Source organism: Paraburkholderia sp. RL17-383-BIF-A (assembly GCF_046028015.1).
Lineage (GTDB): Bacteria > Pseudomonadota > Gammaproteobacteria > Burkholderiales > Burkholderiaceae > Paraburkholderia.
This window is the reverse complement of sequence record NZ_JARESR010000013.1, coordinates 78,345-91,429: the sequence shown is the minus strand read 5'-3', so window position 1 is coordinate 91,429 and position 13,085 is coordinate 78,345. Positions and strand designations below refer to the sequence as shown.

Annotated in this window: 12 protein-coding genes; 4 read left to right on the top strand and 8 right to left on the bottom strand. The window is 64.8% G+C overall.

Translation table 11 applies throughout. The features are described from left to right. Nucleotides 1–18 precede the first annotated feature (18 nt). The 5 genes from P0D71_RS17195 to P0D71_RS17175 all read right to left on the bottom strand — a co-directional run bounded on the left by P0D71_RS17195 (nt 19) and on the right by P0D71_RS17175 (nt 5,504). A complete protein-coding gene (locus P0D71_RS17195; protein ID WP_091808374.1) occupies nt 19–762 on the bottom strand; it encodes a TetR/AcrR family transcriptional regulator in 744 nt (247 codons plus the stop codon). A gap of 81 nt (nt 763–843) precedes the next feature. Beyond that, nucleotides 844–1,761 carry an ABC transporter permease gene (locus P0D71_RS17190; protein WP_408481181.1) on the bottom strand — a complete coding sequence of 306 codons (918 nt, stop codon included), beginning with the start codon at nt 1,759–1,761 and terminating at the stop codon, nt 844–846. Beyond that, entirely contained in the window at nt 1,758–2,858 is a 1,101-nt protein-coding gene (locus P0D71_RS17185; protein WP_408345851.1) for an ABC transporter permease, read from the bottom strand. Before P0D71_RS17185 ends, P0D71_RS17190 begins: the two co-directional genes overlap by 4 nt. Further along, complete coding sequence (locus P0D71_RS17180) at nt 2,855–4,525, bottom strand: ABC transporter ATP-binding protein (RefSeq protein WP_408481179.1); 1,671 nt, start codon at nt 4,523–4,525, stop codon at nt 2,855–2,857. The genes P0D71_RS17185 and P0D71_RS17180 overlap by 4 nt, the downstream gene beginning before the upstream one ends. Before the next feature lies 1 nt (nt 4,526). Next, nucleotides 4,527–5,504 carry a BMP family protein gene (locus tag P0D71_RS17175; RefSeq protein WP_408481177.1) on the bottom strand — a complete coding sequence of 326 codons (978 nt, stop codon included), beginning with the start codon at nt 5,502–5,504 and terminating at the stop codon, nt 4,527–4,529. A gap of 208 nt (nt 5,505–5,712) precedes the next feature. Between P0D71_RS17175 and P0D71_RS17170 the strand changes: the two genes are divergently transcribed. The 3 genes from P0D71_RS17170 to P0D71_RS17160 are packed head-to-tail and all read left to right on the top strand — an operon-like array spanning nt 5,713 to nt 9,300. After that, entirely contained in the window at nt 5,713–6,513 is an 801-nt protein-coding gene (locus tag P0D71_RS17170) for a cysteine hydrolase family protein (protein WP_408297771.1), read from the top strand. Beyond that, nucleotides 6,510–7,703 (top strand): amidase, encoded by a 1,194-nt coding sequence (locus P0D71_RS17165; protein WP_408481175.1) that lies wholly within the window; start codon nt 6,510–6,512, stop codon nt 7,701–7,703. Before P0D71_RS17170 ends, P0D71_RS17165 begins: the two co-directional genes overlap by 4 nt. A 10-nt stretch (nt 7,704–7,713) precedes the next feature. Next, nucleotides 7,714–9,300 carry a gamma-glutamyltransferase family protein gene (locus tag P0D71_RS17160; protein ID WP_408481173.1) on the top strand — a complete coding sequence of 529 codons (1,587 nt, stop codon included), beginning with the start codon at nt 7,714–7,716 and terminating at the stop codon, nt 9,298–9,300. Nucleotides 9,301–9,349: 49 nt separating this feature from the next. On the opposite strand, the gene P0D71_RS17155 is transcribed toward P0D71_RS17160, so the two are convergent. Genes P0D71_RS17155 through P0D71_RS17145 form a run of 3 tightly spaced genes read right to left on the bottom strand, consistent with a single transcriptional unit; the run spans nt 9,350 to nt 11,646 of the window. Continuing rightward, nucleotides 9,350–9,940 (bottom strand): flavin reductase family protein, encoded by a 591-nt coding sequence (locus tag P0D71_RS17155; protein ID WP_408481171.1) that lies wholly within the window; start codon nt 9,938–9,940, stop codon nt 9,350–9,352. A gap of 9 nt (nt 9,941–9,949) precedes the next feature. Then, a complete protein-coding gene (locus P0D71_RS17150; protein WP_408481169.1) occupies nt 9,950–10,684 on the bottom strand; it encodes a GntR family transcriptional regulator in 735 nt (244 codons plus the stop codon). Continuing rightward, on the bottom strand, nt 10,681–11,646 hold the full coding sequence (locus tag P0D71_RS17145) for a polysaccharide deacetylase family protein (protein WP_408345872.1): 966 nt from the start codon (nt 11,644–11,646) through the stop codon (nt 10,681–10,683). The genes P0D71_RS17150 and P0D71_RS17145 overlap by 4 nt, the downstream gene beginning before the upstream one ends. Nucleotides 11,647–11,962: 316 nt before the next feature. On the opposite strand from P0D71_RS17145, the gene P0D71_RS17140 reads away from it, so the two are divergent. After that, nucleotides 11,963–13,021 carry an ABC transporter ATP-binding protein gene (locus P0D71_RS17140; RefSeq protein WP_408183916.1) on the top strand — a complete coding sequence of 353 codons (1,059 nt, stop codon included), beginning with the start codon at nt 11,963–11,965 and terminating at the stop codon, nt 13,019–13,021. The last annotated feature ends 64 nt before the right edge of the window (nt 13,022–13,085 follow it).

The window sequence follows — 13,085 nt, the reverse complement described above, 5'->3', positions numbered from 1 at the left end:
CGCTCCCCAACTCGGGGCTCACGCGCCCTGGATTTGCGCCCGCGCGCGCAGCGGCAACGCCGGATGCGACGCGCCGGCCATCACGAATGCGCGCACCATCTCATGCGCCTGGGCTTTGTGATCTTCCTGCCACTGCGTCGCGAGCATGTCGGTGTTAAAGATGCGCGACAACGTATAAGCGTTCGACTTGTGGAACGAACATAGACTAACGAGCGCCACATACAGATGCAGCGGGTCCATGCCCCGGCGCAGCGAGCCGTCGTCCTCGCCGCGCGCGATCACCGTGCGCAGCAGCGCCAACACCGGCGACGACATTTCCGGAATCGCGCTCGAACGCTTCATCACGCGGGCGCGGTTCAGGTTCTCGAACGAGAGCAGCTTGGCCAACTCGGGATGCGCCGCGAAGTGTCCTTCGATGAAATCGTAAAGCTGCACGATGGCCGTGACCGGATCGATGCGATCGACATCCAGTTTGAGCTTGAGCTCCGCTTCGCGCAGCCGCGCCAGCACGAATTCGAGCACTTCCAGATAGAGCGCTTCCTTGCCGCCGAAGTAGTGATAGATCATCCGGATATTGACCTTCGAGCGGCTCGCGATCGTCTCGACCCGCGCGCCGCTTAAGCCTTTATCCGAGAACTCGGCGATCGCGATCCTGAAGATGCGCTGACGGGTCGCCGCCGCGAGCTTCTGACGCTGGGTCGTGGGTGCCGTTGAACCGGCGGCGGATGCAGCGGAAGTCGATCGGGCTGAAGCACGTGTCATAGAGGTAGAAAGCCGGACAGCGGCGTGATGGCGTCAAGAGGATGCGTCGGAATGCGCGACTCCCGCATTGTAAGCGCGGCCTCAGCGACGGAACGGCTGGGTCAGCGCGAGCGGCGCGGTTTGCCGGCCGATCAGCCCGGCCACCGCGATCAGCGCGAGCAGATAAGGCAGCATGACCAGCAGCGCGGTCGGCACGTGCACGCCGATCAGCGGCAACTGGAACTGCAACGCGCTCGCGGCGCCGAACAGCAAACAGGCGCCCACCGTGCGGCCAATCTTCCAGTTGCCGAAGATGATCGCGGCAATCGCCAGATAGCCCGCGCCGCTCGTCATGCCTTCGGTGAAGGTGTGAATATCGCCGATCGAAATGAAGCAGCCCGCCGCACCCGACATCACGCCGGAAAACAGCACCGCGCCATAGCGCAGCCGCGTCACCGAAAGCCCCGACTGATCGACGGATCTGGGCGCCGCGCCGACCGCATGCAGCGCGACACCGAGCGCAGTGCGCCGCATGACGAGCGAAGTCGCGAGCAGAATCGCAAGGCCGAGATAGACGAGCCATACCTGATGAAACACCGACTCGCCGATCACGGGAATCGCGCCGAGTCCCGGCGGCGACCAGCGCGCGAGCCCAGGAATCACCGCGCTCGAACGCTCGCCGAACAACTCGCGGTACGCGAGCGTGGTCGCGCCGAGCGCAAGGATATTGATGCCGATGCCGGTCACGATCTGATTGGCGCGCAACGTCACGCTCAGGAACGCCTGCAGCAAGGCGATCGGCAGCACGCCGAGCATGCCGATCGCGAGCCCGAGCGCCGCATTGCCGGTCGCCCATGCGCCCGCCGCGCCGAGAAACGCGCCCGAGAGCATCATGCCCTCCACGCTCATGTTGAGCACGCCGGCGCGCTCGCTGATCAGCTCGCCGGTCGATGCGAGCATCAACGGCGCCGCGAAGCGAATCGACGAACCGACGAAAACCGCCGCGAATTCCGCGTTCATGAGCGTGCTCCCTTGGGTTCGAGCCACAACGAACCGCCCGCCAGCGCGACGATCACGATGCCCTGCACCACCAGCACCAGCGCCGACGGCACCGATGCGACCATTTCCATATTGATGCCGCCCGAGCGCATGAAGCCGAACAGCAGCGCCGCCGCGCAGACGCCGGTAATCGAGCCGCGCGCGAGCAGACCGACCACGAGGCCGTCGAAGCCATAGCCCGACGAAAAACCCGCCTTCAGCGAGTACTGGTCGCCTTGCAGCATCAACGCACCGGCCAGACCGCCGAGCGCGCCGGCGAGCGCCAATGCGCCGACGATCGTCGACGTGATCGGCATGCCGGCGCGGCGCGCGGCCAGCGCGTTCAGGCCGACCGCGCGCAGATGCATGCCGAAACGGCTATACCCCAGCACGAGCGCCACCGCGATGCATAACACGAGCGTGATCGGCAAGCCGATATTGAGCCCGGTCGAGGTTGCGCTCGCGAGCAAAGGCAGTTTGGTCGAATCGGGAATATCCAGCGATTCAGGGAGCGTGGCCGCGTTGCTCATCGGCTGGCGCAGCAGCGCTTCCGATTGCACGCACCAGTAGAGAAACCACACGGCGATGAAGGTGAGCAGCAGCGTGCTGATCACCTCGTTGGTGCCGGCACGGGCTTTCAGCCAGCCGGGCAGCGCGCCCCATGCGGCGCCCGCCAGCGCGGCCGCGAGCATCGGCACGATGAACGCGAGACCGAACGGCAGGTGCGCGACATGTCCATACAGACTGACCGCGGTGGCGGCGATGCCGCCCATCGCGATCTGCCCTTCGCCGCCGACATTGGTCAACTGCGCGCGATTGGCGAGCACGAAGCCGCTGCCGACCAGCGCGAACACGAGGCTGCGATTGATCGATGCGCCGATCGCGTAGGGCGAGCCCCACGCGCCGTCGGCGAACGCGGCCAACGCGTCGCCGAGCGGCACGTGGACGATCGCGATCAGCGCCAGCGCCGCGACAATCGCGACGAGCGCCGCGCCGCCGAGCACCAGGGCGGTTCTCAGGCGCCGCGAGCCGCGCCATGCGGCGCGAGGAAAAGAACTCAATGAGGTCGTCGGAGTCATGCTGTCTGGCCTGCCATCCATGCGCCAATGCGCTCGCGTTGAAGATTGAGTTGCGACGCATCGGGCACACAGGTGCCCATGATGCGGCCGCGATACATGACGAGGACGCGGTCCGCCACCGCCATCAGTTCGTCGAGTTCGGACGAGATCAGCAGCACGCCGACGCCTTCGTCGCGTGCCGCGCGAATATGGTCGTAGACCGCCGCCACCGCGCCGACATCGAGCCCGCGCGTGGGCTGCGCGGCAATCAGCACGGCGAGTCCGTCGAGCGTGAGTTCGCGCGCCAGCACCGCTTTCTGCTGATTGCCGCCCGAGAGGCCGCGAAACGCGACATCGGGACTCGCGGCGCGCACATCGAAGCGCTGCATCAGCGCGCGCGCATCGCGGCGCATCGCGCGACGCCGCATGAAGCCGTGCCGCGCATAGTCGTCGAGCCGGTTGAGAAAGAGGTTCTCGGTCAGGCTCATGTCGGGCACGCAGCCGACCGCGTGCCGGTCTTCGGGCACCACGCCGACGCCCGCCTTCGTCAACGTCTGCGGCGCGGCCTGGGTGCAGTCGGCGCCCTGCACGAAGAAGCGCCCCGCACTCGCCTTCTGCATGCCGGCCAGCACCGCGCCGAGTTCGCTCTGGCCGTTGCCTTCCACGCCCGCAATGCCGACGATCTCGCCACGGTTGACCACCAGCGTGCAGTCTTCGAGACGCGTCACGCCGTCGGCATCGCGCACCGTGAGGCCGTCGACCTGCAAGGCTTCGTCGGCTAGCGGACGGCCGTAGGGGGACGCGCTGCGGGTTGCGGGAGGTGGCGTCGCGCTTGCGCTCGCATTGGCATTGGTGCTGGCATTGGCTCCCGCAGCCGATGCCGAGTCCTGCTCCGCATTCCCCGGACGTTGGATCATCGCCCGTACGAGCGCGTTCACGTCCGCGGATGGCGTGCTCGAACGGGCCACCACGCGGCCGCTCTGCAACACCGTCGCACGGTCCGCGATACGGCGGATTTCGGCCAGCTTGTGTGTCACCAGCACGACTGCGCAACCGCGCGCCACGACCCGCGCGCAGGTATCGAGCAACGCGTCGATCTCGGCCGGCAGCAGCACGGCGGTCGGCTCATCCAACACCAGCAGACGCGGCTCGCGAATCAGACATTTGACGATCTCGACGCGCTGCTTTTCTCCCACGGACAGTTCCGCTACACGCGCGTCCGGATCCAGCGCGAGCCCGAGTTCCGCCACCAACGCGCGCACCCGCTGCGCCTCGCGCTTGCGATCGAGCCAGCCGCGCACCTGCCCGAGCAGCAGGTTATCGAGCACGCTCACGTCTTCGACGAGGCTGAAGTGCTGATGCACCATCGCGATGCCGTGCGTCAGCGCATCGCGCGGACTGTGCGGTTCATACCGCGCACCGTCGAGCCACATCGCGCCCGCGTCGGGCTGATGCACGCCGAACATCACATTGCACAGCGTCGATTTGCCGGCGCCGTTTTCGCCCAGCAGGCAATGCACTTCGCCGGCGAAGAGTTCGAGCGAGACATCGCTCAACGCCTGAAATGCGCCGAAGCGTTTGACGATGCCGTCCATGCGCAGCACCGCCGCGCGCGGCCGGCCGTGGCCCACATTCGCGCCGGCACTCATGGTGGCCGCCGCGTGGTCAGAAGCGGAAGTCGCGTCCATGTCAGCCTTCGGATACCTTGATCTTGCCGCTTTCGATGTCCTGTTCGATCTGCTTGATCTTCGTCGACATCTCCGGGGTCGGCTTGCACACCACCATGCCCGACGCCTTCGGTCCCATGGCGAGGCCGAACGCCTTATAGCCCGGCTGCCAGGTGCCGGCCGCCATCTGGTCGATCGCGTATTGCACCTGATAGCCGACGCCCGTGATCGAATACGCGATATACAGCGGGTCCGTGCCGCAGCGGTCGGTATAGCTGCCGATCACGTGCGTGTGCTTTTCATTGGCCGCCTGCTCCATGCCGCGCAAGCCGAGATTGAGAATGTGATAGTGGACGTCCGCGCCTTGCGAGATCGCCGCGAGCGTCGCTTCCTTGGCCTTCGAGACGTTGTCGAAGTCGCCGGTATAGCTCTCGAAGTATTTGATCTTCGGATTGATCGAGCGCGCGCCGTTGCCGAATTCCTTGCCGGCGTTGACGATGGACGGAATCTCCATGCCGCCCACGTAACTCACCGCGCCGTTCTTCGACAGCATCGCCGCAGCCGCACCGGCCACGTAGGCGATCTCGGCCTGCTTGACGTCATAGCCCGCCACGTTCGGCGGCATGTCCTGCCCCTTGTTGCCGCCCACGATCGCGAACTTCACATTGGGAAAGCGCTTCGCGATCTTCAGCACCGAGGCCTGCGTCTGCCCGCCCACGCCGATCACCAACTGGTTCTTCGAAGCGAGGTTGGTCAACGCCTGCTCCATGTCGGCGTAGTTGATGTTCTCGATCATCTGCGTCTTCAGTTTCGGGCCGAGTTCCTTTTGCGCGGCGACCAGTCCGTCGTAGCCGGATTCCATCCAGCCTTTATCCGACTTGGAACCGGGAATCAGCACGCCGACCCGCAGCGGATCGGCCGCCACCGCATGCATCGCACTGGTGGACGCGGCGAGCGCGACGACACAGGTCGCGAGAGTTTTGAGCTTGGCGATCGACATTCTGGCATTCCTCTTGCGTTTGGTTTGGGTAAGTAGGTTATTCATGAACGAAACCAATGCAACTTCAATGCCATGCGACAGTTTTTGCGGCATGCCGGCTTCGTTTGAACCTGCCCGATAGAGCGATCCGGACGCCGCGCGAACAGCGCGTGGCAGCGCTCACGCAACACCTTTTCTATAGCAATCGAAACCCGATGGAGAACCTTCGATGAAACAGCACGACGCATACGGCACAAGCGTTTCCGGTCAGTTGGGCCGCGACGGCCGGCCGCGCTGGGCAGCCAGCGAAACGCTCGTCGACATGTCGTTGCCCGCGCCCGAACCGGTCGTCGCGACGCTGCCGTGCGAGCCGCAAAACGTTCGTATCGATCTGCGCAGCACGGCCATTATCGTGATCGACATGCAGAACGACTTCTGCACCAACGGAGGATGGGTTGCCCAGATTGGGGGCGATTTCGCCGTCGACCGCGCGCCAATTGCACCATTGCAGCGCCTGTTGCCGGCGCTGCGCAAAAGCGGCGTGCCGGTCATCTGGGTCAATTGGGGCAACCGGCCCGACCTCGCCAACATGCCGCCCAACCAGTTGCATCTATATAAGCCGAAGGGCACCGGCACCGGCCTCGGCGAACCGCTCGCGAGCAATGGCTCGCACGTGCTCGAAAAGGATTCGTGGGCCGCGGCGGTGGTGGATGAACTCGCGCCGCTGCCCGAAGACATCTGTGTGGACAAGTATCGGATCAGCGGGTTCTGGGACACGCCGCTCGATAGCATCCTGCGCAATCTCGGCATTCGCACGGTGATGTTCGCGGGCGTGAACACCGATCAGTGCGTGCTGCATTCGCTGACCGACGCTAATTTTCTCGGCTATGGCTGCGTGCTGGTGGAGGACTGCTGCGCGACGTCGTCGCCGGACTTCTGCACCGAAGCGACGATCTGGAACGTGAAGAAGTGCTTTGGCTTCGTTACCGATTCGGCGCGGATCGTCGCCGCGCTGGCGGATGCCGCATGAACGCGTTTATTCCCGGTCCGCGCACGCAGGTGGCCGCGACGGCAAGCGGGCCGCTGAACGGCCAGCGTTTCGCGGTGAAGGATCTGATCGACGTCGCCGGCGTGACGACCGGCGGCGGCAATCCCGACTGGCTCGCGAGCCACACGGCGGCGCGCGCTCACGCGCCCTGCGTGGATGCGCTATTGGCGGCCGGCGCGACGCTCGACGGCAAGACGATCACCGACGAACTCGCCTATAGCCTCGAAGGCGAGAACCACCATTACGGCACGCCGCTCAATTCGCGTTGGCCGCGTGCGTTGCCGGGCGGGTCGTCGAGTGGATCGGCTTCGGCGGTGGCGAGCGGCGACGTGGAGTTTGCCTTGGGCACCGATACCGGCGGCTCGGTGCGCGTGCCCGCCGCGTTCTGCGGCCTGTTCGGCATGCGGCCGAGTCACGACGCGATTTCGCTCGAAGGCGTGCTGCCGTTCGCACCGTGCTTCGATACCGTGGGCTGGTTCGCGCGGTCGATCGACGTATTGGCGGCGGTGGGCGATGTGTTGTTGCCGGCGGCGCCGTCCGCTGCTAGCGCTTCGGCAAGCCCAATGCGTCTCACGCGTGTCGCCGAAGCTTTCGCTGCACGCGCGCGCAATGAACCCGACGACGCGGCGCGACTCACCACGCTCGCGCAATCGCTCGGCGCGCGGACATCGCTTGATGTGTTCGCCGGTGAAGAAGCCCGTTGGCTTGCATGCTATCAGGCCGTGCAAGACCTTGAAATCGACGTTTCGCTCGGCGACTGGATTCGCTCGGCGCGGCCGCGCTTCGGCCCTTCCATCGCGCCGCGATTCGCACGGCTCGACACGCTCGACAGGCAACAGGCCGAGTCATGGCGCGCGGTTCTGCGCGAACTCCGTAGCACACTGGACACACTCTTCGAAACCGAACAGACCGTCCTGATGATGCCCACCACCCCCGTTGCGCTGTTACCCAAAGATGCCACGAGCGACGCCATTGGCCGCTTCTACGAGGACTCGCTCACGATGAACTCGATCGCCGCATTCGGCGGTTTGCCGCAAATCACCCTTCCTTTCACCGACGAAGTCGACCGGCCGCTCGCACTCTCCCTGATCGGCGCGCGCGGCAGCGATCGCGCGTTGCTGACCCTCGCGCGCGATCTATACTCGCGACACGCTTCGGCGAACTCTCAGTAGCGGAGCCTCGATGCACAATCAGAAACCCGCCGGCACGCACGGCGGCATGGTCACCAGCCCTCACGCGTTGGCGAGCGAAGCAGGCCGCGAGGTGCTGCGCGCGGGCGGCAATGCGATCGAAGCCGCCATCGCCATCGGCGCCGCATTGTGTGTGACGTACCCGCATTTCACCGGACTCGGCGGCGACGCCTTCTGGGTAATCGGCGACCGGCAAGGCATGTTGCGCACGGTATCGGGCATCGGCCAGGCTGCGGCGCAACTGCCCGCGTACAACGAAGCGATTCCGCTGCGCGGGGCCGCGTCGGCGATCACCACGGCCGCGACCGTCGATACGTGGCAGCAAGCGTACGAGATCAGCCAAAGCGCGTGGGGCGGCCAGCAGTCGTGGTCGTCACTGTTCGAGCGCGCGCACGAACTGGCCGCCGACGGCTTTCCGGTCACGCCGTCGCAGCATTTCTGGCAGAGCATGCGCGCCGACGAATTGCATGCGTTGCCCGGCTTCGCCGCGACCTTCGCGCCGCACGGCCATATTCCCGCCATCGACGAGCGCTTCGTGCAACCGGCGCTGGCGAAAAGCATCGACCGGATTGCGCGTTTCGGCGCACGCGAATTTTACGAAGGCGAGTTGGCTGAACGCATTGCCGATGGCCTCCGGCAAGCCGGTTCGCCGCTCAGTTCGAGCGACCTTGCCCGCACGCACGCGCGCAATGAAGCACCGTTGCGTGTCGCCTACCGCGGCGGCGAACTGGTGAGCATGCAGCCGCCCACGCAAGGCGTGACGACCTTGCAGATCATGGGCACGCTGGAGCGCTTCGATCTTGGATCGATTCCGGAAGGCAGCGCCGATTACTATCACCTGCTGGTGGAAGCGGTCAAACGCGCATTCATGGATCGCGATCGGTTCGTCTGCGATCCGGAGTTCAACTTCGTGCCGGTCGACGAGATGCTCTCGCCCGCCACGCTCGACGCTCACGCACGCTCCATCAACCTGCGTGAAGCGCGTGCATGGCCACACGTATTTCGCCCGGGCGATACGGTGTTCATCGGCGCAACGGATCGCGAAGGCCGCAGCGTGAGCGTGCTGCAAACGGTGTACTTCGATTGGGGCAGCGGCGTGGTGGCGGGCGATACCGGCATTCTGTGGCACAACCGCGGCGCGTCGTTCAGCACGAACCCCGCGCATCACAACGCCGTGCAGCCGGGCAAGCGGCCCTTCCATACGCTGAATCCCGGCATGTATGTAAAGGACGGCCGCCCTCAACTGCTATTCGGCACGCAAGGCGCGGACGGTCAGCCGCAAACGCTGGCCGCCATTCTCACGCGACTGATCGACTACGGCATGGACCCGCTGACCGCCCTCGCCCGCCCGCGCTTTCTGCTCGGCAAAACCTTCTCCGACACACGCGATGCGTTGAAGCTCGAAGCGGACGCCGGCGCCGACGTGTTCGCGGCGCTCGCCGCGCGGGGTCATGAAGTGAGCGCGATTGCGGCGCAGAGTCCGTTGGCGGGGCATCCGGGCGTGATTCGCATCGAGGCGGACGGGTCGGCTTCGGGCGCGCATGATCCGCGCAGCGACGGGCGAGCGCTGGCGGTGTGATGCCGCAATGATGCAACGTGATGCGGGCTATGTGATGAACGCCGCTGCGTCACCCGAGCGTGAAGCGGTCCCGCGTCGTCACATAGTCGCTCGCACCGAAACGCCCAACCGGAAAGTAGTGTTGCAAACGCACGCGGCACGTTTCGGTGTCGATCAACTCGTCGCGCGCGTGCAACCGGTGCACGCGTCCGATGAAAATCTGCCGGCTGGTTGTCTCCAGCGTCTCCCAGATCGTGCACTCGAACGCAACGGGTGCTTCCGCAATGCGCGGCGGCGCGACGTGCGAACTCGGCAGCGGCGTCAAGCCGACCGCGGTCAGCTCGCTCACGTTCGGCGGCAGCCTTTCTCCGCAGCGATGCATTTTGTCCGCGATGGCTTCGTCCGCGAGATGCACCACGAACTCGCCGGTACGCGCGATATTCACCGCCGTGTCCTTGAGTGTGCCGTCGGCCACGCGGTTGATGCTGATCATCACGATCGGCGGTTCCTCGCCGAGCATGTTGAACATCGAGAACGGCGCGGCGTTGATCGTGCCGTCGGCGCCGAGTGTGGTGACGAGCGCGATCGGACGCGGCACGATCAGACTCGCCATCAGCTTGTAACGCTGATATTCGGTGATCGCTTCGAAATCGATTTCCATGTCGGCGGCCTAGTTGGGAGTGACAGATCCGGTAATGCCGAGCAGCTGGCCGAGGCTCTTTTCGCCGCGCATCCGCGAGGTTTCGATCCGTTCTTCGATGTCACGCAAATGCGCTTCCATATGCGCTATTGCGCCGGCCGCGTCGCGCGCCTCGATGCAATCGACAATCGCCGCATGCTCGGCGTGTTCGCACGGCGCATGCCCCGGCGGTTCATACACACCCACGATCAGCGAGCAGCGCGAGACCAGTTCTTTCAGATAGTTTTGCAGAATCGAATTGCCCGCCAGCGCGGCGATGCGCATATGAAAGCCACTGGCGAGCCTCGCCCATGAAGGCTGGTCGAAGCGGTGCATCGCTTCATGTTCGCTCGCGAGTTGCTCGCGCAACGCCCTGATGTCGCTCGCGTTCGCGCGCTGCACGGCCAGTTCGACCAGCATTCGTTCGACCGAGCGCCGCGCTTCGAAGATCTCGCGCGTTTCCTCGGGCGTGGGCTCGGCGATCACCGCTCCTTTATTCGGCCGCAATACGACAATGCCGTCATAAGCGAGCTTTTCCAGCACGCGTCGCACGACCGCGCGGCCCACGCCGAACAGTTGGCACAACTCGGGCTCCGGCAGTTTCGTGCCCGGCGTCAGCCGATGATTCAGCACGCCGTCGAAAATCGATTGATAGATGCGCGCGTCGAGATCCGCATCGTCCTTGCGGGATTGTTTCGCGGTGGCCGCGCCGGCTTTTGCGTTCATGCAATCGCCGGGCGCACGACGCCGTCCCGCTCCAGTCGGTCCATATGATCCGCGATTGCACCGGGCGTGGTGATCCACACGTCGCCTCGGGCGCGTGCCGCGGCGATATGCTGAAGCGCGCGGCGCAAATGCCGCAAGCGATACGGCTGCCCCACCAGATACGGATGCAGCGCAATGCCCATCACCAGCGCCTGGGGCTGCGTGCCGCGATTGGCCTGTTCCAGCATCTCGTCGAACTGGTCGACAATCATGTCGGCGAACGCGCGGCCATCCATATGGCGGCCCACCATCATCGGCAAATCGTTCAGTTCCTGCGGATACGGAATCGACCACAGCGGCCCGCCGCGCGTGGCCATTCGTATCGGACGGTCGTCGTGACACCAGTTCAGCGTGTAGCGGTAGCCGGTCTCGGCGAGCAGATCGGGCGTCAGATGCGACTCTGAAATCCACGGCGAAAGCCAGCCGTGCGGTGTCGTGCCCGACACTTCGACGATCCGTTCGCGGCAATGCAGAAGCAGCTCGCGTTCGCCGTTCTCGTCCAGATCGCTCTGCCGGTGCGCGTTCGTGTGGCCGTGGCCGATCAGTTCGTCGCCGCGCGCCACACAGGCTTCGATCAGTTCAGGACAGTGATCGTAAAGCGCGGTGTTGATCAGCGTACCGGCCGGCAGATCGAGCTGATCGAACAGTTCGATGCAGCGCCACGCGCCGACGCGATTGCCGTATTCACGCCAGCTATGGTTGAGCACATCCGGTTGCGGCGAGATCGGGCCGAGCGCCGCGCCGAGCCCCTCGCCGAAAGCAAAGTGTTCGATGTTGAAGCCCAGATAGACCGCGAGCCCGGTGTCGCCGGGCCAGCGGAACGCGTCGCTGTCAGTGATCGGCCGGTACGCAAAGCGGCCGTGCGTGGCGAGCAACTGACGCGCGCGGTTCTCTGCTACGGGCATATTCCGTGTGTCGTTCATGTGAAGAAGCCGTGGGTGATGAAACGCGGCCGGTTGCGTCACGCATGAACCGGATTGGCCGATTCATGCCCCGAGACGGACCGAAGACGCACCGTGATCGCGCAAGAAAATTCACTTGGATCGCTAACGATCGACACTGCGGATCGTTTGCAATATGTGAGCCAACTCGTAGACGTTAAGCGCACGGCTGTGTCGGCAATCAGCGAACCACTCGATGCAACGGATGGCACATGTCTTGCATTTGGCTGGTTTCGTTCAGGCGCCGCTGCAGTTTTCGTGCGCCCCTGCTCTTCGCCGTTCACGAGGACACCTTTTCATGATTCAGCCTGTTTCAACGGTGCTCGAAACCAAAGCCGCCGATATCGAACTGGTGCACGTGTCGAAGCAATACGGCGACTCGCTTGCCGTCGACGCAATCGATCTGCGCATTGCAGGCGGCCAGTACTGCTGCCTGCTCGGACCGTCGGGCTGCGGCAAGACCTCGACCTTGCGCATGATCGCCGGGCATGAATCCGTCACCGAAGGTGACGTTCTGATCGCCGGCCGCAACGTCACGCGCGCGGAGCCGGCTGCTCGCGGCACGGCTATGGTGTTCCAGAACTATGCGCTGTTCCCGCACCTGAGCGCGCTCGATAACGTCGCGTTCAGCCTGAAGATGCGCGGCATCGCCAAAGATGTGCGGCGCAAGCGCGCCGCCGAGCTGCTGGAACTGGTCGCCATGTCGGCGTATGCCGAACGCAAACCGGCCCAACTCTCTGGCGGACAGCAGCAGCGTGTCGCGCTCGCCCGTGCGTTGCTCAACCAGCCAGGCTGCCTGTTGCTCGACGAACCGCTCTCCGCACTCGACCCGTTCCTGCGTGTGCAGATGCGCGCCGAACTCAAGCGCTGGCAGAAAGAACTCGGCATTACGTTCGTGCACGTCACGCATTCGCAGGAAGAAGCCATGGCGCTCGCCGATCTGGTCGTGGTGATGAGTCACGGCCGTATCGAGCAGAGCGGCACGCCGCATGAAGTCTTCAACCGTCCGCGCACCGAATTCGTGGCGCGCTTTCTCGGCGGCCACAACGTCTTCAAAACCAATGGCCGGTTGTTTACCGTGCGTGCCGATCACCTGCGCGTCGTGCCGCATGGCATCACGCCGGTGCAGAACGCAAGCGGCGACAACGGCATGACGCGCATTGGCGGCGTGCCGTGCACAGTGCGCGAAGCCGAGTATCAGGGCACGCATCTGCGCATGACGCTCGACCCGCTCGACGGTTCGCCCGAGTTGATCTCGCTCGTGAGCGACGGTGATTACGATCCGGCGCGGCTCGGTCCCGATGCCCGCGTGGTGGTCTGGTGGAACGAACAGGACGCGCATCCGCTCGCGGCCTGAGTAGTGAAGTTTTCGCATTGAAGCGGCATGACATCGCCGCGCATGAGCGTTCCAGCAAGCTAAA